Origin of the sequence: Pseudomonas sp. NPDC047961 (assembly GCF_050272435.1) — a bacterium.
GTDB lineage: Bacteria > Pseudomonadota > Gammaproteobacteria > Pseudomonadales > Pseudomonadaceae > Stutzerimonas.
Genome location: NZ_JBNNMD010000005.1, coordinates 346,285 through 369,104, shown reverse-complemented (window position 1 = coordinate 369,104; position 22,820 = coordinate 346,285). Strand labels below are relative to the sequence as shown.

The following is a 22,820-nucleotide window of genomic DNA, read 5'->3' as shown; positions in this document are numbered from 1 at the left end:
GTTCAGTTGCTCCCAGTCGGCGCCGGCGCAAATGGCGCCAGGCGGTCGAGGAATAAGGTGGCGGCGAGCAGGTCGGCGGCGCCGCCTGGCGAGGCACGCAGTGACAACATCTGGCCTTCCAGTGCGCGCAGCTGGCGGCGCCCGGCGAGGCTGGCGCAACCGCCGGCAGCCAGCACGGCGCGAGCGCCCTGCTGCATGCGGGTCAGGCCATCGAGGCCCGCGCGGTGCAGCACGCAGGTGTCGCTCAGCTCGGTCATGATCGCCAGCAGCGCATCGAGCCGGGCGTTCTGCTCACCTGCCCCGCCGCGGCGGCTCACCAGCAGTTGTGGCAGGCCCTGTTCGATGACGGCAGGAAAACCGTGCTGGGCCTGTTCCCGTGCACCGAGCACGCCATAGGTCCGGCAGACCCGCGCGCCATGGCTGTGTGGGTTACGCGGCGCAGCCGGGTCGCTCAAGCGGGCCAGTGCCGCGGCGGTTGCCGCAACGCCTCGGGCGTCGGGCGCGTCGATTTGCAGCGCCGCCGCCGCGCTGAGCAGCCCCAGCGCCCAGATCGCCCCGCGATGGGTGTTAACGCCGCCAGTGACGCGGAGCATGTCGGCTTCACCGTCCCGCCCCAGCTGGCCGAGGGTTTCGCGCAAGGGCTGGCCGACTTCGCCAAGCTGCTGCGCCACTTCGGCCATCGCCTTGAACGTAGGCCATAGCGCATGAGCCGAGGCGTGCATCAAGCCCAGGTGCAGGTCGTCATGCGCGCCGTTGCCGCGTCGATCGACCAGCCCCGGCTTGGGCGAGAGGTCGGCCTCGTCGATCAGCGCCTGCACCGCCAGGTCTGCCAGGCGCTCAGCCAGCGATGGCTGCGCCTGTCTTGCAATGAGTGCGCTCATCACCAGCTCCTGAACTTGGCAGGCGGGTTGTAGAGGCCGCCGGACCAATCGACCAGCTCGGCGATGCTCTTCGCCGCCAGCAGCTCGCGGGTCGCATCGTTGCGGCGGATGCCCAGATCTTCCGGCAGCGCGATCAGCCCTTCGCGGCGCATGCGCGCGGTGTCTTTCGGGTTATGCCGCAGGCCGATGCTGGTGACGCCCGCCACCGCGGCGATCATCGCCTGACGCTCTTCCAGCGAACGCGCCTTGTACAGGTAGGCGATACCTTCTTCGGTGAGCAGGTGGGTGACGTCATCGCCGTAGATCATGATCGGCGCCAGCGGCATGCCGCTTTTTTTCGCCACCTCGACCGCGTCGAGCTGCTCGACGAAGGTGGGTTTGCCGCCTTCCTGGAAGGTCTCGACCATCTGCACCACGAGCTTCTTGCCGCGCTCGAGCATGGTCACCGGGGCTTCGCCACCGGGCATGGCCATGTCCAGCCAGGCCGGAGTCGGGTGGCGGCGACCGCGCGGGTCGTGGCCCATGTTCGGCGCACCACCGAAACCGGCCAGGCGACCGCGGGTAACAGTAGAAGAATGCCCGTCGCCATCGACTTGCAGCGTGGCGCCAATAAACAGGTCCACCGCGTACTGCCCGGCCAGCTGGCACATCATGCGGTTGGAGCGCATCGAGCCGTCGCGACCGGTGAAGAACACGTCCGGGCGCTGGGCGATGTAGTTTTCCATGCCCAGCTCGGTGCCGAAGCAGTGCACGCTCTCGACCCAGCCGGTCTCGATCGCCGGGATCAGGGTCGGGTGCGGGTTGAGCGTCCAGTTGCGGCAGATCTTGCCTTTCAGGCCGAGGGATTCGCCGTAGGTCGGCAGGATCAGCTCGATGGCGGCGGTGTTGAAGCCGATGCCGTGGTTGAGCGACTGAACGTTGTGTTTTTCGTAGATGCCGCGGATCGCCATCATCGCCATCAACACGTGCACCGGCTTGATGTGGCGCGGGTCGCGGGTAAACAGCGGCTCGATGTAGAACGGCTTGTCGGCCACCACGACGAAATCGACCCAGCTGGCCGGGATATCCACGCGTGGCAGCTCGTCGACGATCTCGTTGACCTGGAAGATGACGATGCCGTCGCTGAAGGCGGTCGGCTCGACCAGCGCCGGGGTGTCCTCGGTGCTGGGTCCGGTGTAGATGTTGCCGTGACGGTCGGCCTGGAAGCCAGCCACCAGCGCGACATTGGGGATCAGGTCCACCAACAGGCGCGAGTAGAGTTCGATGTAGGTGTGGATGGCGCCGACTTCCAGCAGGCCGTCTTCGAGCAGCTGGCTGATGCGCAGGCTCTGCGGCCCGGCAAAGGAGAAGTCGAGCTTGCGGGCGATCTGGCGTTCGAACAGGTCCAGGTGCTCGGCGCGGCTGACGCTCGGCATGATCATGTGCAGGTCATGCAGCTTGCCGGGGTTGGCCTGGGCCAGGGAGCGGGAGAGGAAGTCCGCCTGCTTCTGGTTATTGCCCTCGAGCACCACCCGGTCGCCGGGGGCGATCAGCAGTTCCAGGGCCTCGACGATCCGCTCACTGGGCAGCACCACGCCATCGGCGAGGCTCTGCACCTGATCGAGACGCCGGGCTTTTTCAGCGCGACGACGCGACCACTGCGGCGGTGGGGAGATTGTTGTTGTCATGGCGACTCCACAGTATTTCCGCTTGTGGAGCGCACAGTAGGGAGATGACCGAAGGGTCATCAATCAAGCGCAGAGGCGTTTCGTTACGCTGAGGTTAACGATGGCTCTGGATGGGCTTACAGCCAACCGAGGGTCACGCTGGCGAGCAGCAAATAGCGGCCGCCCTTGGCCAGGGTTACCAACAAGAGGAAGCTCCACAGCGGTTCACGCAGCGTGCCAGCCACTACTGTCAGCGGGTCGCCGATGATGGGTACCCAGCTCAGCAGCAGCGACCAGCGGCCGAAGCGGTGATAACGGCGCTGGGCCCGTTCCAGCTGCTGCGCGCTGACGGGGAACCAGCGTTTGTTGCGCAGGCGTTCGATCGATCGGCCCAACAGCCAGTTGACCAATGAGCCCAGCACATTGCCCAGCGTGGCGACCGCCAGCAGACCTGTCAGCGAATAGCCGCCATGCAGCAACAGCCCGACCAGCACGGCCTCGGATTGAGCGGGTACCAGCGTAGCGGCGGCGAAGGCCGCGCCGAACAGGCCGAGGTAGGCAGTCAGGTCGAACATTATGGAATGGTGGGCTCAGGCATCGCCGATGCGACATAACGAGAAGGCATGATGAAAATCTGGCAGGCTGCAGCCTTGGCGTCACGCATGGCAAGGTAACAGAGGATTTTGATGAAAGGCAGGTTGATCTACCTCATCGGCCCTTCCGGTTCCGGCAAGGACAGCGTGCTCGATGCGGCACGCGAAGCCCTGGCCGAGCGCGGCGTACGTATCGCACGGCGAGTCATCACGCGCTCGGCCGAAGCCGTGGGCGAATCTGCCGAAGCGGTCAGTCATGACGAGTTCGATCGTTTGGAGCGCGACGGTGCCTTTGCCATGAGCTGGCGCGCCAACGAACTCGCATACGGGATACCCATCCAGATCGACCAGTGGCTGGCCGCCGGTGAGGATGTGCTGGTCAACGGTTCGCGTGGCTATCTTGAGCAGGCGCGCCAGCGCTATCCCGACCTGCTGGCGGTGTTGCTCAGCGTACGCCCCGAGGTGCTGCGCCAACGGCTGCTCAAGCGCAACCGCGAAACGCCGGAGCAGATCGAAGCCCGCCTGGCCCGCAATGCGCGTTTCGAGGACTCGCTGGACGAACTCTTTCTACTGGACAACTCAGGCGATCTTCACGAGTCAGTGAGCAAGCTGCTGCGACTCATCGATCGTTAACGCATCAGCGCCCTGGCTGTGGGTGGAAGCCCGGCACCGCGCTGGGCCGGTCGATGCGGCCGGCCGGCATGGTGCACTTGAGGTCGCGAAAAGGTTGGCCATTGAGCAGCTCCCAGCCATGCCCCGGCGAGGTCTGTCGACAGATCACGGTGCCGTCGGCCTTGCTTTGCCACTGGTAATACGGCGCCGGGGCGGCGTACGCCAACAGCGGCAAGAACAGGCTGAACGCAATGAGAACGGCGCGCATGGGTCGGACTTCGATGGAGGGCTGGCGCCACTTTAGCCGGATCGATCCATAGCGCAAGCACAGCTGGTCGCAGCGGCGGCTAGGACCAGACCTTTTGCGCCTCGCGCATGAAAATCTCCACCGTTTTCGGCCCGATCCCTTCGAACTCGCCCAGCCTTTTTTCCAGCTCCTTGCGGTCCTTGCTTTGTTCACGAATGTTGCCGAGCTTGCCGCCGTATTCGTTATTGAGTTTGTCGCTGAGCTTGAGCAGGCGTTCGGCGGTCGATTCGTCATAGCGCACGTAGTGACCCTCCCCCAGCATGTCCACCAGCTCTTGCCAGCTGCAGTTGCCTAGCTTTCTCGGCGTGTCGCGCTTGTGCTTTTCGAAGATGACACGATAGGCGTCGGCGGCGATGTCCTGCTGGATGCGCTTGCCGAACAGGAAGCTGGCGATGAACCATTTGAACAGCTCGCCTTCTCCCTGACTGATATCGATCCCGAGTTCTTTCGCGCTGATTTCACTGGCCATTGCTGTGTCTCGCTCGCGGTGGATTCCTCTGTTGCGACGCCAACGGCAGATCAGGGTTCACATCGGCTTTTTGCGCGCGATAGGCAAAATTCCGCCTATCGCCGCTTCACCTATGAGCGAAATCTTGCCAACAGGGGCTATGAGGCGGCCCTGACCCGCTGAAACAGAGCCTTCGGCGTTATGGCACAGCTCGTGCTAAGTCTTAACTGCCCGATGCGACGACCAACGACAAGAAAAGCCGCACAGCGCTCCTGCTTCACTCTGTGAAAGCACGTCCGACGCCGTCTCTCCTTTTCTTGTCGTTGCATGCAGCCCTGGCGCTGTAGCTGATCGTCTATCGTCAGTTCTGCAAAACCAATAACAACGAAACGGAGATACACCATGAGATTGACCAAACGCTTCAGCCTGCTCGCTGCCGCAGCGGCCTTCACCGCCAGCACCGCCGCAGTGGCTGCCCCGACCTTCATCAATATCCTCACGGGCGGCACCAGCGGCGTGTACTACCCAATCGGGGTGGGCATCTCCCAGCTGTACAGCAAAGGCATCGACGGCGCGAAAACCTCCGTGCAGGCAACCAAGGCTTCGGTCGAAAACCTCAATCTGCTGCAATCCGGTCGTGGCGAGCTGGGCTTTGCCCTCGGTGACTCTGTCGCTGACGGCTGGAATGGTGTCGAGGAAGCCGGCTTCAAGGCACCCCTGAAGAAACTGCGCGCCATCGGCGGCAGCTACCCGAACTACATCCAGATCGTCGCCAGCAAAGAGTCCGGCATCAAGACGTTGGCCGACCTCAAGGGCAAGTCGATCTCCGTCGGCGCGCCGAAATCCGGCACCGAGCTCAACGCCCGCGCCATCCTCAAGGCGGCCGGCCTGAGCTACGAAGACATGGGCAAGGTGGAATACCTTCCGTTTGCCGAATCCGTCGAGCTGATCAAGAACCGCCAGCTGGATGCCACCCTGCAATCGGCCGGCCTGGGTATGGCCGCCATTCGCGACCTGGCTTCGACCATGCCGCTGAACTACGTGGAAATCCCGCAAGACGTGGTCGACAAGATCGGCAACGACGCCTACCAGGCGGCCAAGATCCCGGCGGGTACCTATGACGGCCAGGAAGCCGACGTGCCGACCGTGGCCATCACCAACATCCTCGTGACCCATTCGGACGTGCCGGATGACATTGCCTACCAGATGACCAAGCTGTTGTTCGAAAACCTCGACCAGCTAGGCAACGCGCATTCCGCCGCCAAGGACATCAAGCTGGAAAACGCCACCAAGGCGCTGCCGATCCCGCTGCATCCGGGTGCCGAGCGTTACTACAAGGAAGCCGGCGTACTCTGATTACGCCCCTGGGCAGCCCGGTGCTGCCCAGTCTGAACCGTGGGCGTCAGTCCTGACGTCTGCGGCTCGTCCAATCCGAATCTGAAGAGGCGCTAGTAAAACCAGCGTGAAATCACGGCAGGTTTTGTTAGCGGCTCTACGCGACCACGCTTTATCAGCTCGAGGCAATTCATGAGCGAACTACAACAAGAGGAAGGCCTGGCAGGTAGCGCAGCCGATTGGCCAAAAGCATTGTTTTATGTGGCCCTGCTGTTCTCGATCTACCAGATCGTCATGGCGGCGTTTCACCCGGTATCGAGCCAAGTACTGCGAGCCGGGCATGTCGGCTTTCTGCTGATGGTCGTTTATCTGTACTTTCCAGCCGCGGGCAATGGTCGCCCCTGGCAGCCGCTGGCCTGGGTATTGGGCCTGGCGGGCATGGGCACGGCGTTCTACCAGTGGTATTTCGAAGCTGACCTGATCCAGCGCTCCGGCGACCTGACGACCCTCGACTTCGCCGTCGGCGTCCTGCTGATCGCCCTGGTATTCGAAGCCGCTCGCCGGGTCATGGGCATCGCCTTGCCGATCATCTGCGCGACATTCCTTGCCTACGGGCTGCTCGGCCAGTACCTGCCCGGCGATCTCGCGCACCGTGGCTACGGCATCGATCAGATGGTCAACCAGCTCGCCTTTGGCACCGAAGGCCTCTACGGCACGCCAACCTACGTCTCGGCGACCTACATCTTCCTGTTCATCCTGTTCGGCGCTTTTCTCGAACAGGCCGGGATGATCAAGCTGTTCACCGACTTCGCCATGGGCCTCTTCGGCCACAAGCTGGGTGGGCCGGCCAAGGTGTCGGTGGTGTCCTCGGCGCTGATGGGCACCATCACCGGTTCCGGCGTGGCCAACGTGGTGACCACCGGCCAGTTCACCATTCCGCTGATGAAGCGCTTCGGCTACAAGGCCGCGTTTGCCGGCGGTGTGGAAGCAACGTCTTCCATGGGTAGCCAGATGATGCCGCCGGTGATGGGCGCCGTGGCCTTCATCATGGCGGAAACCATTAACGTGCCCTTCATTGAAGTCGCCAAGGCCGCGCTGATCCCAGCCCTGCTCTACTTCGGCTCGGTGTTCTGGATGGTGCATCTGGAAGCCAAGCGCGCCAACCTCAAAGGCTTGCCGAAAGATGAATGCCCCAGCGCCATGGCCGCGGTCAAGCAGCGCTGGTACCTGCTGATTCCACTGGGTGTGCTGGTTTATCTGCTGTTTTCCGGGCGGACGCCGCTGTTCTCCGGCATGGTCGGCCTCGCACTGACGGCCATTGTGATCCTCGGCTCGGCGATCATCCTCAAGGTCTCGTCGTTCGGCATCCGCGTCGCCTTCTGGATCGCGCTGGGCGTGCTCTGTGCCGGGTTCTTCCAGCTCGGCATCGGGGTGATCTTCGGGGTCATCGCGGTACTGGTAGCGATCTGCTGGTTCATCAAGGGCGGGCGCGACACCCTGGTGGTGTGCCTGCATGCACTGGTGGAAGGCGCGCGCCATGCGGTTCCGGTGGGTATCGCCTGTGCGCTGGTCGGCGTGATCATCGGTGTGGTGTCGCTGACTGGAGTGGCCTCGACCTTTGCGGGCTACATCCTCGCGGTTGGTGAGGACAATCTATTCCTGTCGCTGCTGCTGACCATGGCCACCTGCCTGGTGCTGGGCATGGGCATTCCGACCATCCCCAACTACATCATCACCAGTTCCATCGCCGCACCGGCCCTGCTGGACCTTGGCGTGCCGCTGCTGGTCTCGCACATGTTCGTGTTCTATTTCGGCATCCTGGCTGACCTGACACCGCCTGTCGCGCTGGCCTGCTTTGCAGCAGCGCCGATCGCCAAGGAAACCGGGCTGAAGATCAGCATGTGGGCGGTGCGCATCGCCATTGCCGGCTTCGTGGTGCCGTTCATGGCGGTCTACAACCCGTCGCTGATGATGCAGGGCGACAGCCTGTGGATGACTGCGTACATGGTGCTGAAGGCAAGCTTTGCCATTGGTCTCTGGGGCATCGCCACGATCGGCTACCTGCAGCGGCCGCTGGCCTGGTGGGAGCGGGTGCTGGGCTTCGCCGCCGGTGCGACGCTGATCATGGCCATGCCGATCACCGATGAAATCGGCTTTGGTATCGGCATCCTGCTAATGGCTCAGCACATCGTGCGTGCCCGCCGGGCCGGGCCGGTACTGGCGTGATCGGACTCTGTCTGGGCTTGGCCGGGGTGGTGTGGGCGCAGGTGCCCACTGCCAACTTCACCCTGGCCTGGACCCATACGATCGAGAAGATCCGTTGGGAAGAGGATTACCGCGTGACGCCGGACGGGCTGCTGCTCGGCGAAGCGCGGGTCAAGGGTTCAGGTGCCGGGATGGAAATCCCGGATGACGCCGAACTGCGTGACGGGGCCTGGCACTACCAGCGCCAGATGCCGCCGTTGCAACCCTTGCGAGTGGGGCGAACCCCCGAAGCAGGGGATTATCAACTGTGTTTCAACCAGCGTTGTCACGCCTTGAGCGAATGGCTTGGCCCGCCAAAAGCGGACCAGCCCGCGCTGGAACTCTGGAGCTGCGCCGCGCAGGTGGTGGGCTCCTAACGTACGGCCTGCATGGCCTCGCGGTCATGTAGGTTGCACACACCGCCTGGTGGATCGGTGAAGCGTGATCCACCCTACGTTGGCTCAGCGCCTACGGCAGTTATCAGATGGCCTGCAACGTCGCTCTGCGCTTGCTCGCCGCCACCTGTCTGGCGCGCAACTTGCGCCACCAGATCACCACGCCGGTCACCGACAGCACGGCAATAGCCAACCCCAATACCGCGATCAGAATGCGCCCTGGCGTACCCAGGATCCGGCCGCCGTGTATCGCAGGCTGCAGCATGTGGAACTGCTCACCCAAGGTGCCCTGCCCCGGTATCTCCTGCCCCAGCAATTGCGAGCCATCGCTGCCATGAAAGAACAGCCAGGCGTTGCCCTGGTTGCTGTCGTGGTCACCGAAGCCAGCGCCATAGAAGTTGTATTCGAAGCTGTAGTAAAGCTCACCAATCGGCTCGCTCAGGCCAAGGTCGGCAGCGTGCTGCATGGCATAGTCATAAGCACGGTGGAAGTCGTACTGGGTGGTGCCCAGCTCCGCCTCTGGCAACCTGCCGCGTGCCTCGTAGACGCTCGGCTCAACTGGCGACAACAACGACACCACCGGTTTGAACACCTGTTCGGGCAGGTTCATGGCAATGCTGCTGATGGCGACCGGCGTGAGCAGCAACCACAGCCACAGCCCGCCCGCACGATGCACGTCGTGGTTGAGCCGCTGTCGCTTGATCTTCCAGGCCGTCCACCACTTGCCGAAAAACGGCCTACCGCGTGGAAAGGTCAGCAGCAGGGAGACGAAACAGTCGAGGGTCCAGAAGATCGCGACGACACCCATCAGCCAGATGCCCCAATTGCCGGGCAAGGTCAGGTTGTAGTGAAACTCCAGCATGAAGGGCACGAAATTCTTGCGTGAAAAACAGCACTCGCCCCAGTGGCGCGTGCCGACAAGCTCGCCGGTCACCGCATCGAGGTATTGCACCACGGGCTCTACGTCATAGGGCTTGCCGGTTTGCGGATCGTTGCGCGGCACCAGGGCCATTAGCGCGGCATGTCCCGGCTCATCGGGGAACTCCATGTACCAGACCTGCATGCGCGGGTTGGCCTGCTCGACCTGCTCGACCAGCGCCCCAGGTGCCAGCACCGGGCCTTCGCTGGCGGTGTGGTAGAACTCGGGGTTGAGCCACTCGTCCAGCTCGTGGTGGAAGGCCAGCACACTGCCGGTGATGCCCGCCAGAAACAGGAACAGCGCCGTGGCCAGGCCGATATAGCGGTGCAGCAGTACCAGGATCGAACGCATCAAAGTGTCCATCTCGCAGAAAGCACAAAGCCGCCGGCCGATGAAGGCCAGCGGCTAGCGACAGGGCTTAGAAGTCGTAGGTCAGGGTCGCCATTACGTTGCGGGATTCGCCGTAGTAGCACTGGTTGAGGCTGTTGCAGGCGGCGACGTATTTCTCGTCGGTCAGGTTGTTCAGGTTCAGCTGCGCGCCAAGCCCGTCGAGCCCAACGCGCGACAGGTCATAGCCCAGCATGGCGTCATAGAGCGTGTAGGACGGTATGCGCAGCGTGTTCTCCGCGTCCGCCCAGCTCTTGCCGAAGTAGCGAACGCCGCCACCGATCTGCAGGCCCGCGATTGCGCCCTGCTCGAAGGTGTAGTCAGTCCATAGCGATGCCATGTTGCGCGCCACCGCGTTGGGCGTATTGCCGCGGTTGTTGACCCCGGCGGTGCCGACGTAATCCTTGCTGTACTCGACGTCCATGTAGGTGTAGCTGGCGATAACGTTGAGGTTGTCCAGCGGGTTCACCCGCGCTTCGAGTTCCACGCCACGGGAGGTGATCTCACCCACAGAGCGGAAGAAGTTCTCGTTGGAGTCCTTGCTGGACAGATTGGACTGTTTCAAATCGAACAGCGAAATCGTGTAGAGATCGTCGGTGCCCAGCGGCTGATACTTCAGGCCGACTTCGACCTGCTCGCCTTCGGTCGGGTCAAGCAGGGTGATGTCGTAGGCACCGTTGCTGTAGTTATAAGCACCCGTCGCGTTGGGGTTGAACGACTCCGAATAGCTGACGTACGGCGACAGACCGTTGTCGAACGCATAGAGCACACCGACTCGCCCGGTGAATTGCTCGAGTTTGGATTGATCGGACTGGTCGCCGTACTGGGATTCGGTCTGATCGAAGGAAACGTTCACCCAGTCCTGACGCATGCCCAGGGAGAAACGCCAGTTGTTCAGGCTGATCAGATCCTGCACATAAAGGCCGGTTTGTTGCAGCTCCCGTGCCTCGTCGTACTGGTGATAAAACGCAAGACTGCCTGGGTTGGCCACGCCGGTGTAGGGGTTGACGGTGCCCACTCCGGTTGCCGCGTCGTAACTGACCTTGGCCTTGCGCCGTTGGTAATCCAGCCCAGTGACCAGGGTATGGCTGAGCGCACCGGTATCGAACAGGAACTGCAGCTGGTTATCCAGCGTCCAGGCGTGCAATACCTCATCGGCACCCGTGTAGTAGCGCACCAACTCGTCAGTGGTGGCGTAGCCGTATTGGTAGACCTGCCCTGACTCGACGGTGGAATCGAGGTACTGGAAGTTCTGTCGCGCCGACACCGTATCGTTGAAGCGGTGTTCCAGCTGATAGCCGACCATCTGCTGGTCGCGCTCGAACTGCTCGTAGTCCTCATCGCCCTCGAAGAAGCTGCGCGAGATGCGCTGGCGGTTGTGGGAGGTGACGGTGCCGTCGGCTGGGAGGCCCCCGTGATATCCGCTTTCAGGATCGCGCTGGAGCATTGCCTGCAGCGTGAGCCGGGTGTCTTCGGTGAAGTCGATGCTCAGCGAGGGCATCACGGCGTAACGCTGTTCCTCGATGCCGTCGACCTGGTTGTCGGCATCCTTCGCGACACCGACCAGGCGGTAGGCAATGCGCTCGTCTTCCAGCGGCCCGGTGAAGTCGAAAGCCGCTTGCTTGTTGTCCTCGCTGCCGTAGGACAGGCGTATCTGCCGGCTCGTCTGGTATTGCGGCTTCTTGCTGGTCATCGCCACCAGCCCGCCCGGTAGGCTGCGTCCGTAGAGCACCGAGGACGGTCCCTTGAGAATGTCGATACGCTCGATGAAATACGGGTCGACCTGCAGGCTGCTATAGGTGCCGCTATCACCCAGCAGCTTCTGGCCGTCGAGGTAGAGGTTATCCACCGAGCCGTCGGTGATACCACGCATGGCAACGTAGTCGTATCGGGTCGTCGCGCCATAGGGCGTGCTCATCAGGCCTGGCGTGTATCGAACCGCCTGCGCGATGGAGCGCGAGCCTTGGTCCTCCATCTGCTGGCGCGTGACCACGGACACGGTCTGGGACGTTTCAGCCAGCGGCATGCTCGTCTTGGTCGCCACGCTGCTGTGCGTCGCCTTGTAGCCGTCCATCTCACCCAGTGCGTTTCCCAGCGCGAAGCCCTCGACCACCATGGGCTTGAGCTCCACGGCTCCGGCTTGCTCGCGAGCCGGCACCAGGGAATAGGTCCCGCGCTCGTCACGGACCGCCTGCAAACCGCTGCCGCGCAGCAAGGTTTGAAAGCCCTCATCCACGCCGTACTGGCCCTGCAAACCGCTGGAGTCGCGGCCGTCCACGAGGCTGCCATCGACGGACAGCATCACCCCCGCCTCGCCCGCGAAACGGCTCAGTGCGCTGGACAGGGAACCGGCTGGGATGTCATAGCGCCGTGCAGTTTGCTCAGCCGCCGATTGCGCCAGAGCCACAGGAGCGGCGGCAATCGCCGTCAGCGGCAAACAGAACAGCGCGGCGCGGACGGCCCGAGACAGTGGGTTGGAGCGGCGGGGAGGCAAGGCATTGGAGCGCATGATTCTTCCTTTCTGCGAAGGCAAATTCGGGATCGATGCGGTTATGCCCAGCGAGCGAAAAGAAAAGGGAACCACCCAACGAAATATTTTTGCTCTGGCTCCACTAGCGTGGCTATGCCAGCTCCAGGCTTACCCACCAGGGCAGCCGGCGATTCACGCGCAGGGACAGCGTGCTGGCAACGACATCCAGCACTCGGTCGGTATCGGCCAGAGGGTAGGCACCGACGACACGCAAGCCGGCAATCCGAGGATCGCAACCCAAGTAGCCCTGCCGATAGCGCCCCAATTCATTGATGAACGCGTCCAGCCGAAGGTTATCGGCAAGCAGTACCCCGCTCGCCCAGGCCTGCCGACCCGATTGAACCGGACGTTCAGGCTCGATGCGAAGGTCGTTGAAGTCCAGCTGCTGTCCTTGGTGCGCCATGCGCGATCGGCCGCTGGTGGGCCGGGCCTCGACAGCGCCATCGAAAACGCTGAGCCGGGTATGCCCTTCGCGCTGTAACACCGAAAACCGCGCAGCAGCATCTGCTTTCACGCTGCCCTCGGCGGTGCGCAGCAACAAGGGACGCCGTTCGTGGCTCACCTGCACCAACAGCTCGCCCCGGTAAAGCGACAGTTGGCGAACTTGATCATCGAGCGCGACGTCCACGGCGCTGTCGGTGTTCAGCCACAGGTGCGAACCCTCGGGCAATTGCCAATCGCGCACCTCGCCCACCGCCGTGCGTTGATCGGCCGTCCAGCTGCGCCAGGGCATGCCGCCACCCACCAGGGCCAGAACACCACCACCGAAAACGACGGACAGGGTTTTCAGCGCCTGCCGTCGCGTCGGCTGCCGACGCTGCATCAAGCTGCTCGCCTTGGCGCCAAACGGATCGCGGGAGAGCGGTTCGAAACGCCCACTGATCTGCTCGACGCGCCGCCACGCCCGAGCGTGCTCCGGATCACTGAGCCAGCGCCGCCAGGCTTGGCGGTCGTCATCGCTAACGGTGTCCGACTGCAGTACAGCAAACCACTGGGCAGCTGCCTGCAGTACCTGGTAATCGAGATTCACGCGTCGTCCTCGATCAGGTTCAGGCAGTGCAGCATGGCCTGCGCCATGTACTTTTTGACCATCCGCTCGGACACGCCCACCTCCAGCGCGATGGCTGCGTAAGTCAGGCCATGCAGCTGCGACAGAAGAAACGCTCGGCGCACCTTTTCCGGAAGTCGCGACAGCATGGCATCGACCTGCAACAGCGTTTCGACCACTAGCGCCTGGGATTCCGGTGACGGCGCGACCGCTTCCGGCTGCAGCGCGACGGCATCCAGGTACGCCTGCTCGATCTGCCGCCGACGCCAATGGTTGATCAACAGGCCACGGGCGATTATGTGCAGGTAGGCGCGCGGTTCGCGGATCGCATCCAGCCCCTGATCCTTGCTCAGCACCCGTACGAAGGTGTCCTGAGCCAGGTCGGCGGCCCGCTGGCTGCAGCCGAGCTGGCGCCGCAACCAACCGTTCAGCCAGCCCTGATGGTCGACATAGAGCCGATGCACCAGTTGTTGCCGGACCAACCCGTCAGCTGCCATGTGTCGCCGCCTTTCACTCGAAGGACGCTAATGCTAACGCTTCTCATCAACAAAAGACCACGAGGTTTTCTTCTTTGGTGTTTCAATCGCGGGTTGGGGCTTTTTGGATGGCTGGACTAGGCTATCGGACATCTAATTGCAGGAGATCCCCCATGATCCGCTTCGCCTGGCTCACCCTAGTTGCACTATCCGCCGCCTCCCTGCCCGCTCAGGCTGAGCAGTTGCTGCCTGGTCTATGGGAGTTCACCAGTGAAAAGCTGGTCGTGGACGGCATGGAAATGCCGGGCATGGCCGAAATGCTGGCGCAGATGAAAGAGCTGCCGCCCGAACAGCGCAAGATGATGGAGAGCATGCTCGCCGAACAAGGCGTTGAGCTGGGTTCCGGTGGCATTCGGCTCTGTCTGAGCGAAGCTCAGGTCGAATCACGCAAGCTGCCCTTCCAGGACGAGCCCGGCTGCACGCAGGAAGTGCTCGAGCAGACCGACAGCCTGTGGCGATTCCGTTTCGAGTGCCCGGATGCGAAGGGCCAGGGCGAGACGAAGATCATCAGCAATCGGGAAGTGGCCAACATGATCGAGACGACGTACGCCGTGGGCGAACAGCAGGGCACCAGCCGGATGCAGTCGCGCGGCCAGTGGCTCGGCGAGGACTGCGGTACGCTGAAGCCTCAACGCTAAGCAACGCCGACGTTTCACGTGGAACGCAACGCCCAGAGCTAGGTGGTTATTCAGTCACCCATTCGCCGGCGCTGTTCTGCTCGCAGGCGGGCTTCAGAAAACGTGCATCGCTGGCCACGCCGTAATAATGAATGTCCTGGCGATACGGCATGTTGGATACCTGAGCGTTGCGGCAGATACCGAAGGACCCAGCTGGGCATTGCTCGACGAAGGTCACTTCAACCTTCTTGTCTTTAAGAGCAGGCTGGCAAAAACCGGTGCGGAACAGCGTTTCAGGAATGCTTTGATTCTGCTGGCAGACCTTCACTTCAACCCGATCATCCTGGCTGCGAACAATGCAGCCTTCTGCAAACGCCTCAGCGCAAAGCCCCACCATCATTAGCAGCACGTACAGCGAACGCATCACCGGTTCCTCCCGATCGGACGCCGCGACTCTAGCATGCAGGTCTGAAAACCGCTTTCCTCTGTTCAGCAGAATGCGCACCATAGCGCGATGCTCTCCCATATCCCGACACATCTCATCAGCGGCTCACTTGGTGCTGGCAAGACCAGCCTAATACGCGCCCTGCTGGAGCAGCGGCCTTCCAACGAGCGCTGGGCGGTGCTGATCAACGAGTTCGGGCAGATCGGGCTCGATGCAGCGCTGCTGAGCACCGCCGACGCAGGCGTGAGCCTGGCGGAAGTCGCCGGTGGATGCCTGTGCTGCGTGAACGGCGTGCCCTTCCAGGTGGGTCTGGGTCGACTCCTGCGCAAAGCAAAGCCGGACCGCTTGTTCATCGAACCCTCTGGCCTTGGCCATCCTGCCGAGCTGCTCGATCAACTGGCAGGCCCACCGTGGCGAGACGTGTTAGCGCTGCAGCCCAGCGTGGCGGTCATTGATGGGCCGGCGCTGCTGCGTGGCGAAAAGCTCACGGTGAGCCAGACGCAATCGCTGCAGCGTTGTGGCTTGCTGGTGATAAACAAGAGCGAAGATTTAGGGCAAGCCGAACGACGGGCAGTGCAAGCGCTGCTGCCAGCGATACCGATCTGCTGGACGCAACAGGGACAGCTGCCGATCACGGAGTTGCCGGGCATCGGTCAGCGCGCTGGGCACGCAGTGACCATGCCTGCGTTGCCCTCCTCTATAGCCACCATTGGCAGTGTCTGGCTCGACCCGCAGCAACCGCTCTGCCAGAGCCAGGGAAATGCCGAAGGCTGGAGCATTGGCTGGCGTTGGCACCCCAGCCAGCGCTTTGATTTGGAGCGGGTAACAGCATGGCTGGAATCGCTGGACTGGCGCCGTGCCAAGCTGGTTATACAGGGTGCACAGGGCTGGCAATCACTTAACGCACTGGGTGGCCAAAGCCTGGTCTTCAGGCCCAGCGAATGGCGCAAGGATTCTCGCCTCGAACTGATCTTCGCAGAGCCTCAGAAAGAAAAACGTCTGAACGACGCGATGATCGCCTGTCGTCTATGAGCTGTACGCCTACTCGCCTCGACGGCGCCATTCGTCCATCTGGATGATCTGCCCTGAATCCTGACGCGCGGGAAACGGATGCGCCTCCATTTCGATGGGACCCGGGCGTCCACCAAACATCACGATGCTGCCCTGATGGCGCTGCTCGCCAGTCACCGTGAACTCGAAACCGTAGACCCGCGCGAAGCGGCGATGACCGCGCGCATCACGAATCAGCCCGAGACGGCGAAAGGCTACGTTCCCATCGAGCAGTTCTACATCCATCTTTTTACAATGCTGCCGCACCGCGATGAGCGCCCTTTCGCGAATGCCATGGGAGTGCCACAGCCAGGCGCCAGCGGAAAGCAACAGGAGAAAAACGAACAGGTTGCCTAGCGTCATCATGCGTGCGGCAGCCAACTGCCGGCGCACGGCCGGGGCGTGGTGGCCGAGACGTCCATCAACTCTCCAGCCAAACGTCGCGCGCCCAGTGCCAGACCGACTCCCAGCTTTCGTCCGTCATCTCATGCTCGCTGCCATTGAACAGCATGACCTCACCTTCAAGATCGACCACATAAAAGTCCGGCCCGTCCTGGCAGAGAGGTAGCAGGTCTCGCTCCACGCCTGCGTCCCAAGCGCTCGCGGCCACTTCGGGCAGATAGGTGTGCGATTGCGGATCGACGGCAGTTACTGGTTCCAGACGCCCATAGATCACATCGCTGACGGTGAGCAGATACTCGCGCAGACCAAAGGGTAAGTTGATTAGCAACTCCTCCTCGACCTCGACCAACCGGTCATCGTCCGGCAACTCGAGCGGTACCGGTACCGGCTCGCTTAGCTCACGCAGCTGCTCGATCACTTCCTCCATGACGGTCCCCCTTTGACGGTCTTAAGAATGCGCCGTTTATACAAGCCCTCGCATTGGCTAGCCAGTACCAGTCGCGCTAAAGTATTTGCCGTTTTGAAAAAATGGCGCACCGGCAGGTTTCGCAGCTAATCATTAATCCGTCTTGCAGTCTCAGACCATAAGGTAGCAACCGCAATTGGTGCCTGCTCGTCGCCATTAGCCCGTACCGGGGCGGACAGGAGAAACTGTGGCATCCATCGAAGACCAAGACATGCTCGCCAAGGCCATTGCCCAATGCGGCGATGAGCCCATCCATATCCCCGGCAGCATTCAGCCCCACGGCTTTCTGCTGGTGCTCAGCGAGCCAAGACTGACGATTACCCAGGCCAGCGAAAACGTACGTGAATGGCTTGGCGTCGATGCGCACATGCTGCTGGGTCAGCCTCTGACGGAACTCATCGGTGACTGTGGCTTTGCCGAAGGGCTCGCCAGTCTGACTGACGATGACCACAATCCCTTTCATCTGCGAGACATCAATTTCAACCTGACTGGCCGAAGCAACCATCCGCCGCTGGCGCTGATGGCGCACCGTTACCACGGCAAGCTGATCGTCGAATTCGAATCAGCCGGCAGCCCAGGCGCGGCATACGACAAGCTATACCCCTTGATGCGCACTTTCGTCGTGCAGCTCCAGGAGGCGCAAGACCTTCAATACATCTGCCAACTGGCCGTTGATGAGGTCAAGCGCATCACCGGGTTCGGTCGGGTCAAAGCCTATCGGTTCGACGCCCAGGGCAACGGCCATGTGTTGGCAGAACAGGCTGACGAAGGTTATCCGCATTATCTGGGCCTGTGCTTTCCCGCCTCGGATATCCCTCCGCAGGCACGCCAACTCTACTGCAACAACCTGATCCGCGTGATCCAGGACGCCAATTACAAACCCTCTCCGGTCGTACCCACGCTCACCCCCGACGGAGAGCCGCTGGACCTGAGTTTCGCCTCGTTGCGCAGCGTGTCGCCGGTTCACCTGCAATACATGCGCAACATGGGCACGCAGGCTTCGATGTCGATCTCCATCGTCATTCAAGGGCGACTGTGGGGTCTGATCTCCTGCCACGATGCCAGGCCTCGCCAGGTTAACTACCAGACCCGAACAGCCTGCGAACTCCTTGGGCGCATTATGTCGCTGCAAATCGAAGCCAAGGAAGCAGCAACCCTGGCGCAGCGCAAGCTCGAACTGCGACGGCAGATCGTCGAAATGCTCTCGTCAATGGCCGACCGCGACAGCGTTATTGAAGGCTTCAAGTGCCTGCCGAAGGTCGTACTGGATTTCGCCGGGGCGGTCGGTAGCGCCATCGTCTCCGGCGAACACTCCGAACCGGTGGGCGAAACGCCGCCGGCAGCCTTACTGGTGCGACTCACTCATTGGCTGTCCCAGCAGCGCGACCAGCTGGTGTTCAGCACCGACTGCGTCAGCCGAGACGTGCCGGCTATTCCTGAACTGGCCGAGCATTGCGCCGGTTTGCTGGCCATCTCTATCTCCCGCCTGCACCCCCATTACCTGATCTGGTTCCGACGCGAACAGATCAAGACGGTCAATTGGGCCGGCCAGCCAGAGAAACGCATCGACAGCAAGGGCAGCCTGTCTCCACGCCACAGCTTTGCAAGCTGGCAGGAGACGGTACGCGGCTATGCGTCACCTTGGCAGCAAGTAGAGTTGGAGGGCGCGCTGGAGCTGCGCACCGCGGTGCTCGGTATCGTCCTGCGCAAGGCAGAAGAGATGGCCCAGCTGGCGGGCGAGCTGCGCGAAAGTAACAAGGAACTAGAGTCGTTCTCATACAGCGTTTCGCACGACCTGCGGGCGCCGTTGCGGCATATTGCCGGGTACGCCGAGCTGCTCGGTGAGCTTGAAGGCAGCAAGCTCAGCGAACGTGGCCTGCGCTTTCTGGACAATATCGGCGATGCGGCCCGATTTGCAGGAACCCTCGTCGACAACTTGCTGAGCTTTTCCCAGATGGGCCGCGCCGCGCTGCGCTTGTCCGATGTGAATCTTTCCGCGCTGGTTGAATCCATTCGTCAGGAAATGGCACCGGACTGCGACGGCCGCGAAATAGAATGGCAGGTTCATCCCCTGCCTATCGTGGTTGCAGACGCTGCTTTCATCCACATGGCGTTGCGCAACCTGATCTCGAACGCGATCAAGTACAGCCGCAAACGCGAGCGCGCGGTCATCGAAATCGGCGCCGAAGAGCGCGCTGAAGAGATCATCGTCTACGTTCGCGACAACGGCGTGGGCTTCAACATGCAATACGCCAACAAACTGTTTGGCGTCTTTCAGCGCCTGCATCGCATGGAAGAATTCGAAGGCACCGGGATTGGTCTGGCCAGCGTGCGCCGAATCATCGAACGCCATGATGGTCAGGTCTGGGCCAATGGCGAGGTCAACCAGGGCGCAACCTTCTTCTTTTCGCTCCCCAGACTTACCTACGCGTCACCCCTTTAGTACGGGACTCTAAATGCTCAAACCGATTCTGCTGGTAGAGGACAATCCACACGACCTCGAGCTGACCTTGGTTGCGCTCGAGCGCAGCCAGTTGGCCAATGACGTGATTGTCATGCGTGATGGTGCCGAGGCGCTGGATTACCTGCTCCGCCGCGGCGATCATGCCGAACGCGCCGATGGCAACCCAGCGGTGCTCCTGCTGGACCTGAAGCTGCCAAAGGTCGACGGGCTGGAGGTGCTGAAGACCGTACGCGACACGCCTGATCTACGCAGTATCCCAGTGGTGATGCTCACCTCCTCTCGTGAAGAGCCCGATCTGGTCAGGGCTTATGAACTCGGAGTGAACGCTTACGTGGTCAAGCCGGTCGAATTCCGAGATTTCGTCGCCGCCATCTCCGATCTGGGGATTTTCTGGGCCGTGCTAAACGAGCCGCCACCCGGATCGCTGCGGTTGCAGCGCCAACTTCGGGATCGCAAGAGCAGCGAGGAGCCGAGCTAGAACGCTCATGCTTAAGGCTCCTAAGCAGAACTCCTTTCAAGTAGTGCGGTATCCGCGACAGGATGGTTATGCCGGCGACAACACCTATCTGCGTCCTGTTTGTTGAAGACAGCCCGCACGACGCTGAACTGGCGCTCGTCACGCTCGAAAGGAGCGGCTACACCGTCGATAGCGAAGTGGTTTTCGACCACGCGGGCGTTGTCGAAGCCTTGCAACGTCGCTCCTTCGATCTGATTCTTTCCGACTTCATCCTCCCCGGTTATTCCGGCAGCCTGGTACTGCAGGAAGCTAGGCAACTGGCGCCCGAAACGCCGTTCATCTTTCTGTCCGGTGTGTTCGGCGAAGAACATGCGGTCAACATGATGCGATCGGGCGCCGTCGACTATGTGCTCAAGCAGAACCTTGGATTTCTGCCGAAGGCGGTCGAGCGGGCTCTCAGTGAGGTGCAGGAACGGCGCGGGCGTCTGCGCGCAGAAGAAGCGTTGCGTGAGGTCGAGGTAAGGGCCCGATTGGCGATCGACGCTGCCGGGCTCGGCATGTGGGATTACGAACCACAAAACGGCACGATGATCCTGGACCGGCGCTGTCGGAGCATGTTCGGCTTGCCGGGCGAGGCGCCGGTGAACATCCAGGTATTTGAGTCGCTGTGCCACCCCGACGACTTGCAGCGTATGCGCGAGCATATCTGGGACGCCATCAGCACCGACGATGGCGACAAGGAATACACCACCGACTATCGGATCATGCTTGAGTGCGGCCAGGTCCGCTGGTTCGAAACACGCGGTCAGGCGTTTTTTGAAGACGGACTGTGTAAACGCTTCATCGGTGTAGTGATGGACGTGACCGAGCAGCGGCTGGCGACCGAAGCGCTCAAGCGCATGAACGAAACCTTGGGTGAGCGTGTAGAAGAGCGCACCCGGGAACGTGACCGCACCTGGGAGCTGTCCAGAGACCTGCTTGCCGTCATGCGATTCGACACCACAGTAGTTGCGCTCAACCCCGCCTGGGAAGAAGCGCTTGGCTGGCCGCGCGAACAGCTGCTCAATACGCCGTTGTGGTCGCTGGTTCATACCGATGACCTCACAGCGACTCACGCAGAAACCGAACGGATTCGCAGCGGCAACGTCACCGACCGCTTCGTCAACCGGATGCAACATTGCGATGGCAGCTACCGCTGGCTGTCCTGGACTGCGGTACCGGAGGCGGGAATGATGTACGCCGCCGCGCGCGACATCACCAGCGAAATCGCAGCGGTGGACAAGCTCGCGGCGGCCAACCGGGAATTGACCGAACAGATCAAAGAGCGCGAGCGCATCGAAGCCACCCTACAGCAGATGCAAAGGCTCGAGGCGGTTGGCCAGCTCACGGCGGGCGTCGCACACGACTTCAACAATCTGCTGACGGTGATCCTGACCAGCGCCAGCTTCCTCAAGAATGATCTTGAGCGAGGCGCGCCACTGGCCAAATCGCTCAGCCGCCTGCAGTACATTCAGGAATCCGGCGAACGCGGCGCAACCCTGACCAGTCAGCTACTTGCGTTCGCTCGCAGACAGCAACTCGCCCCCAAAGCTGTGGACCTGAACGACACTCTGGTCGGTCTCTTGAGCCTGTTGCACAGCACCCTGGGCGGTTCCGTGACCATCGAAACCGACACCCGCGCAGGGCTCTGGCACGCGCTGGTCGACCCTACACAGATCGAGATGATCATCCTCAATCTCGCCATCAACGCACGCGACTCCATGGGCTCCGGCGGCTGTCTCACGCTGCGTACCGACAACGCTGTGATTACCGCACCAGCGGAGCGGGCGGAAGAACCTGGGCCAGGCGAGTACGTCGTCCTCTCGGTGAAGGACACCGGTTCAGGCATGAGCGACGAGGTGCTGCAAAAAGCTTTCGAGCCCTTCTTCACGACCAAGGAAGTGGGTAAAGGCTCAGGGCTCGGTTTGGCGCAAGTGTTCGGTTTCGCCAAGCAATCCGGTGGCGGAGCGCGCATCGAGACTGAGCTGGGCGTCGGTACCACAGTGATGGTCTATCTGCCTCGGGTGACCGCACCGGAACGCAGCCTCGGCGTCCCGGACCATGAGCTGGGCACGCCCGTCGACGACGCCTCGCATAAAGTGCTGCTGGTCGACGACGACCACGCCGTGCGGGAAGTAACCGCACAGATGCTGAGCAATCTGGGCTACGCAGTGGTTCAGGCCGACGGTGGTCGTATGGCCTTGGAGATGCTCGAACAGGGCGCGGCGGTGGATCTGCTGCTCGCAGATTTCGCCATGCCAGGCATGAACGGGGGTGAACTCGCCCGTGCAGTCTCGTCTCGCTATCCCAAGCTTCCCGTGGTGTTCATCACCGGGTACGCCGAGCTCGGCGAACTGGGTATGGGTAGCTCGACCATCATCCAGAAGCCCTTTCGTGAAGAACAATTGGTGCGAAAGCTGAGCATGGTTCTGAAAGAAAGCAGCTCGGCCTGATGGACAGTGTGCGAAATCGCCTGCGCGCAGCCACCGCGCTTCAGCATGAACGCGTCGACGCTGCCTTTTCGGCCTATCAGCTGGATCAAACCGATGGCTACCGAGCTTTTCTACAGGCCCATGCGCAAGCGCTCATCCCGTTAGAACACACGCTGGAGCAGGCGGGCATCAAAAGGATGCTCAATGACTGGTCCCAGCGCAGCAGGCGTCAGGCATTGCTTGCAGATCTGCAGACGTTGGGTTGTACGGAACCCACGTCAGCGCAGGCTGACACAGCACCCTCATCCGGTTGGTGCTGGGGCGCAGCTTACGTCATTGAAGGGTCTCGCCTGGGTGGACGCGTACTGGCGCGACGCGTGGCAGAAGCCAACCCCTCCGCCCCGCTACGCTATCTAAGTCACGGCAACGCAACGCCGTTTTGGCCGAGCTTTCTTCAGGAGCTGGAACAGCAGTCAGCGGCCTGCGATTGGTCCGAGGTGCTGGCCGGTGCGCATGCATCCTTCGAACGCTTCCTGAGCGCAGCCCGTTCGAACAGGCCGTAAAGCA

The 22,820-nt window shown here is 61.9% G+C and carries 22 protein-coding genes; 10 read left to right on the top strand and 12 right to left on the bottom strand.

Going from position 1 to position 22,820, the window contains the following annotated elements:
* Positions 1-2: 2 nt before the first annotated feature.
* From ACQKIK_RS18235 to ACQKIK_RS18225, 3 genes are all read right to left on the bottom strand, one after another.
* Positions 3-881 carry a triphosphoribosyl-dephospho-CoA synthase gene (locus ACQKIK_RS18235; protein WP_499136991.1) on the bottom strand — a complete coding sequence of 293 codons (879 nt, stop codon included), beginning with the start codon at positions 879-881 and terminating at the stop codon, positions 3-5.
* Complete coding sequence (gene mdcA / locus ACQKIK_RS18230; RefSeq protein WP_499136990.1) at positions 881-2,548, bottom strand: malonate decarboxylase subunit alpha; 1,668 nt, start codon at positions 2,546-2,548, stop codon at positions 881-883. The genes ACQKIK_RS18235 and mdcA overlap by 1 nt, the downstream gene beginning before the upstream one ends.
* Positions 2,549-2,664: 116 nt before the next feature.
* A complete protein-coding gene (locus ACQKIK_RS18225) occupies positions 2,665-3,102 on the bottom strand; it encodes a YqaA family protein (protein WP_046163299.1) in 438 nt (145 codons plus the stop codon).
* Positions 3,103-3,213: 111 nt separating this feature from the next.
* On the opposite strand from ACQKIK_RS18225, the gene phnN reads away from it, so the two are divergent.
* Complete coding sequence (gene phnN, locus ACQKIK_RS18220; protein ID WP_045423096.1) at positions 3,214-3,753, top strand: phosphonate metabolism protein/1,5-bisphosphokinase (PRPP-forming) PhnN; 540 nt, start codon at positions 3,214-3,216, stop codon at positions 3,751-3,753.
* A 4-nt stretch (positions 3,754-3,757) separates the two neighbouring features.
* On the opposite strand, the gene ACQKIK_RS18215 is transcribed toward phnN, so the two are convergent.
* Positions 3,758-4,000 carry a hypothetical protein gene (locus ACQKIK_RS18215; RefSeq protein ID WP_127840533.1) on the bottom strand — a complete coding sequence of 81 codons (243 nt, stop codon included), beginning with the start codon at positions 3,998-4,000 and terminating at the stop codon, positions 3,758-3,760.
* A 79-nt stretch (positions 4,001-4,079) separates the two neighbouring features.
* Positions 4,080-4,508 (bottom strand): DNA methylase, encoded by a 429-nt coding sequence (locus tag ACQKIK_RS18210; RefSeq protein WP_499136989.1) that lies wholly within the window; start codon positions 4,506-4,508, stop codon positions 4,080-4,082.
* Between the two features lie 381 nt (positions 4,509-4,889).
* Here ACQKIK_RS18210 and ACQKIK_RS18205 point away from each other — a divergent pair, with 381 nt between their 5' ends.
* The 3 genes from ACQKIK_RS18205 to ACQKIK_RS18195 all read left to right on the top strand — a co-directional run bounded on the left by ACQKIK_RS18205 (position 4,890) and on the right by ACQKIK_RS18195 (position 8,443).
* Positions 4,890-5,843: a TAXI family TRAP transporter solute-binding subunit gene (locus ACQKIK_RS18205; protein WP_045423094.1), complete on the top strand. Its 954-nt coding sequence runs from the start codon at positions 4,890-4,892 to the stop codon at positions 5,841-5,843.
* Between the two features lie 171 nt (positions 5,844-6,014).
* Positions 6,015-8,048: a TRAP transporter permease gene (locus tag ACQKIK_RS18200; protein WP_499136988.1), complete on the top strand. Its 2,034-nt coding sequence runs from the start codon at positions 6,015-6,017 to the stop codon at positions 8,046-8,048.
* A complete protein-coding gene (locus ACQKIK_RS18195; RefSeq protein ID WP_499136987.1) occupies positions 8,045-8,443 on the top strand; it encodes a DUF1850 domain-containing protein in 399 nt (132 codons plus the stop codon). Before ACQKIK_RS18200 ends, ACQKIK_RS18195 begins: the two co-directional genes overlap by 4 nt.
* Before the next feature lie 103 nt (positions 8,444-8,546).
* Here the strand turns inward: ACQKIK_RS18195 and ACQKIK_RS18190 are convergent, their stop codons facing one another.
* The 4 genes from ACQKIK_RS18190 to ACQKIK_RS18175 all read right to left on the bottom strand — a co-directional run bounded on the left by ACQKIK_RS18190 (position 8,547) and on the right by ACQKIK_RS18175 (position 13,842).
* Positions 8,547-9,731 carry a PepSY-associated TM helix domain-containing protein gene (locus ACQKIK_RS18190; RefSeq protein WP_499136986.1) on the bottom strand — a complete coding sequence of 395 codons (1,185 nt, stop codon included), beginning with the start codon at positions 9,729-9,731 and terminating at the stop codon, positions 8,547-8,549.
* Positions 9,732-9,798: 67 nt separating this feature from the next.
* On the bottom strand, positions 9,799-12,276 hold the full coding sequence (locus ACQKIK_RS18185) for a TonB-dependent siderophore receptor (RefSeq protein ID WP_499136985.1): 2,478 nt from the start codon (positions 12,274-12,276) through the stop codon (positions 9,799-9,801).
* A gap of 112 nt (positions 12,277-12,388) precedes the next feature.
* Positions 12,389-13,327: a FecR domain-containing protein gene (locus ACQKIK_RS18180; protein WP_499136984.1), complete on the bottom strand. Its 939-nt coding sequence runs from the start codon at positions 13,325-13,327 to the stop codon at positions 12,389-12,391.
* On the bottom strand, positions 13,324-13,842 hold the full coding sequence (locus ACQKIK_RS18175) for a sigma-70 family RNA polymerase sigma factor (RefSeq protein ID WP_499136983.1): 519 nt from the start codon (positions 13,840-13,842) through the stop codon (positions 13,324-13,326). The genes ACQKIK_RS18180 and ACQKIK_RS18175 overlap by 4 nt, the downstream gene beginning before the upstream one ends.
* 152 nt (positions 13,843-13,994) lie before the next feature.
* Here ACQKIK_RS18175 and ACQKIK_RS18170 point away from each other — a divergent pair, with 152 nt between their 5' ends.
* Positions 13,995-14,519, top strand: coding sequence for a DUF3617 domain-containing protein (locus ACQKIK_RS18170; protein ID WP_499136982.1), 525 nt, complete (start codon positions 13,995-13,997; stop codon positions 14,517-14,519).
* 46 nt (positions 14,520-14,565) lie between these two features.
* Here the strand turns inward: ACQKIK_RS18170 and ACQKIK_RS18165 are convergent, their stop codons facing one another.
* Complete coding sequence (locus ACQKIK_RS18165; RefSeq protein ID WP_046163291.1) at positions 14,566-14,922, bottom strand: hypothetical protein; 357 nt, start codon at positions 14,920-14,922, stop codon at positions 14,566-14,568.
* A gap of 90 nt (positions 14,923-15,012) precedes the next feature.
* Here ACQKIK_RS18165 and ACQKIK_RS18160 point away from each other — a divergent pair, with 90 nt between their 5' ends.
* On the top strand, positions 15,013-15,975 hold the full coding sequence (locus ACQKIK_RS18160) for a CobW family GTP-binding protein (protein ID WP_499136980.1): 963 nt from the start codon (positions 15,013-15,015) through the stop codon (positions 15,973-15,975).
* Positions 15,976-15,984: 9 nt separating this feature from the next.
* Here the strand turns inward: ACQKIK_RS18160 and ACQKIK_RS18155 are convergent, their stop codons facing one another.
* Together ACQKIK_RS18155 and ACQKIK_RS18150 are read right to left on the bottom strand one after the other, a co-directional pair.
* Entirely contained in the window at positions 15,985-16,359 is a 375-nt protein-coding gene (locus tag ACQKIK_RS18155; protein WP_463309504.1) for a DUF3301 domain-containing protein, read from the bottom strand.
* A 55-nt stretch (positions 16,360-16,414) separates the two neighbouring features.
* Positions 16,415-16,822: an SMI1/KNR4 family protein gene (locus ACQKIK_RS18150; protein WP_046163289.1), complete on the bottom strand. Its 408-nt coding sequence runs from the start codon at positions 16,820-16,822 to the stop codon at positions 16,415-16,417.
* A 250-nt stretch (positions 16,823-17,072) separates the two neighbouring features.
* Here ACQKIK_RS18150 and ACQKIK_RS18145 point away from each other — a divergent pair, with 250 nt between their 5' ends.
* The 4 genes from ACQKIK_RS18145 (at position 17,073) to ACQKIK_RS18130 (ending at position 22,816) form a co-directional block, all read left to right on the top strand.
* Positions 17,073-19,304 carry an ATP-binding protein gene (locus ACQKIK_RS18145; protein WP_499137038.1) on the top strand — a complete coding sequence of 744 codons (2,232 nt, stop codon included), beginning with the start codon at positions 17,073-17,075 and terminating at the stop codon, positions 19,302-19,304.
* 13 nt (positions 19,305-19,317) lie between these two features.
* Positions 19,318-19,803 (top strand): response regulator, encoded by a 486-nt coding sequence (locus ACQKIK_RS18140; RefSeq protein ID WP_064481049.1) that lies wholly within the window; start codon positions 19,318-19,320, stop codon positions 19,801-19,803.
* Positions 19,804-19,871: 68 nt separating this feature from the next.
* A complete protein-coding gene (locus ACQKIK_RS18135; RefSeq protein ID WP_499136978.1) occupies positions 19,872-22,274 on the top strand; it encodes a response regulator in 2,403 nt (800 codons plus the stop codon).
* Positions 22,274-22,816 carry a biliverdin-producing heme oxygenase gene (locus tag ACQKIK_RS18130; protein WP_499136977.1) on the top strand — a complete coding sequence of 181 codons (543 nt, stop codon included), beginning with the start codon at positions 22,274-22,276 and terminating at the stop codon, positions 22,814-22,816. The genes ACQKIK_RS18135 and ACQKIK_RS18130 overlap by 1 nt, the downstream gene beginning before the upstream one ends.
* Positions 22,817-22,820 lie beyond the last annotated feature (4 nt).

Excerpts from the sequence above, each read along its gene's own strand:
- ACQKIK_RS18235 (WP_499136991.1), bottom strand. The coding sequence starts at position 881 with ATGAGCGCACTCATTGCAAGACAGGCGCAGCCATCGCTGGCTGAGCGC.
- mdcA (WP_499136990.1), bottom strand. The coding sequence starts at position 2,548 with ATGACAACAACAATCTCCCCACCGCCGCAGTGGTCGCGTCGTCGCGCT.
- ACQKIK_RS18225 (WP_046163299.1), bottom strand. The coding sequence starts at position 3,102 with ATGTTCGACCTGACTGCCTACCTCGGCCTGTTCGGCGCGGCCTTCGCC.
- phnN (WP_045423096.1), top strand. The coding sequence starts at position 3,214 with ATGAAAGGCAGGTTGATCTACCTCATCGGCCCTTCCGGTTCCGGCAAG.
- ACQKIK_RS18215 (WP_127840533.1), bottom strand. The coding sequence starts at position 4,000 with ATGCGCGCCGTTCTCATTGCGTTCAGCCTGTTCTTGCCGCTGTTGGCG.
- ACQKIK_RS18210 (WP_499136989.1), bottom strand. The coding sequence starts at position 4,508 with ATGGCCAGTGAAATCAGCGCGAAAGAACTCGGGATCGATATCAGTCAG.
- ACQKIK_RS18205 (WP_045423094.1), top strand. The coding sequence starts at position 4,890 with ATGAGATTGACCAAACGCTTCAGCCTGCTCGCTGCCGCAGCGGCCTTC.
- ACQKIK_RS18200 (WP_499136988.1), top strand. The coding sequence starts at position 6,015 with ATGAGCGAACTACAACAAGAGGAAGGCCTGGCAGGTAGCGCAGCCGAT.
- ACQKIK_RS18190 (WP_499136986.1), bottom strand. The coding sequence starts at position 9,731 with ATGCGTTCGATCCTGGTACTGCTGCACCGCTATATCGGCCTGGCCACG.
- ACQKIK_RS18185 (WP_499136985.1), bottom strand. The coding sequence starts at position 12,276 with ATGCGCTCCAATGCCTTGCCTCCCCGCCGCTCCAACCCACTGTCTCGG.
- ACQKIK_RS18175 (WP_499136983.1), bottom strand. The coding sequence starts at position 13,842 with ATGGCAGCTGACGGGTTGGTCCGGCAACAACTGGTGCATCGGCTCTAT.
- ACQKIK_RS18170 (WP_499136982.1), top strand. The coding sequence starts at position 13,995 with ATGATCCGCTTCGCCTGGCTCACCCTAGTTGCACTATCCGCCGCCTCC.
- ACQKIK_RS18165 (WP_046163291.1), bottom strand. The coding sequence starts at position 14,922 with ATGCGTTCGCTGTACGTGCTGCTAATGATGGTGGGGCTTTGCGCTGAG.
- ACQKIK_RS18160 (WP_499136980.1), top strand. The coding sequence starts at position 15,013 with ATGCTCTCCCATATCCCGACACATCTCATCAGCGGCTCACTTGGTGCT.
- ACQKIK_RS18155 (WP_463309504.1), bottom strand. The coding sequence starts at position 16,359 with ATGATGACGCTAGGCAACCTGTTCGTTTTTCTCCTGTTGCTTTCCGCT.
- ACQKIK_RS18150 (WP_046163289.1), bottom strand. The coding sequence starts at position 16,822 with ATGGAGGAAGTGATCGAGCAGCTGCGTGAGCTAAGCGAGCCGGTACCG.
- ACQKIK_RS18145 (WP_499137038.1), top strand. The coding sequence starts at position 17,073 with ATGCTCGCCAAGGCCATTGCCCAATGCGGCGATGAGCCCATCCATATC.
- ACQKIK_RS18140 (WP_064481049.1), top strand. The coding sequence starts at position 19,318 with ATGCTCAAACCGATTCTGCTGGTAGAGGACAATCCACACGACCTCGAG.
- ACQKIK_RS18135 (WP_499136978.1), top strand. The coding sequence starts at position 19,872 with ATGCCGGCGACAACACCTATCTGCGTCCTGTTTGTTGAAGACAGCCCG.
- ACQKIK_RS18130 (WP_499136977.1), top strand. The coding sequence starts at position 22,274 with ATGGACAGTGTGCGAAATCGCCTGCGCGCAGCCACCGCGCTTCAGCAT.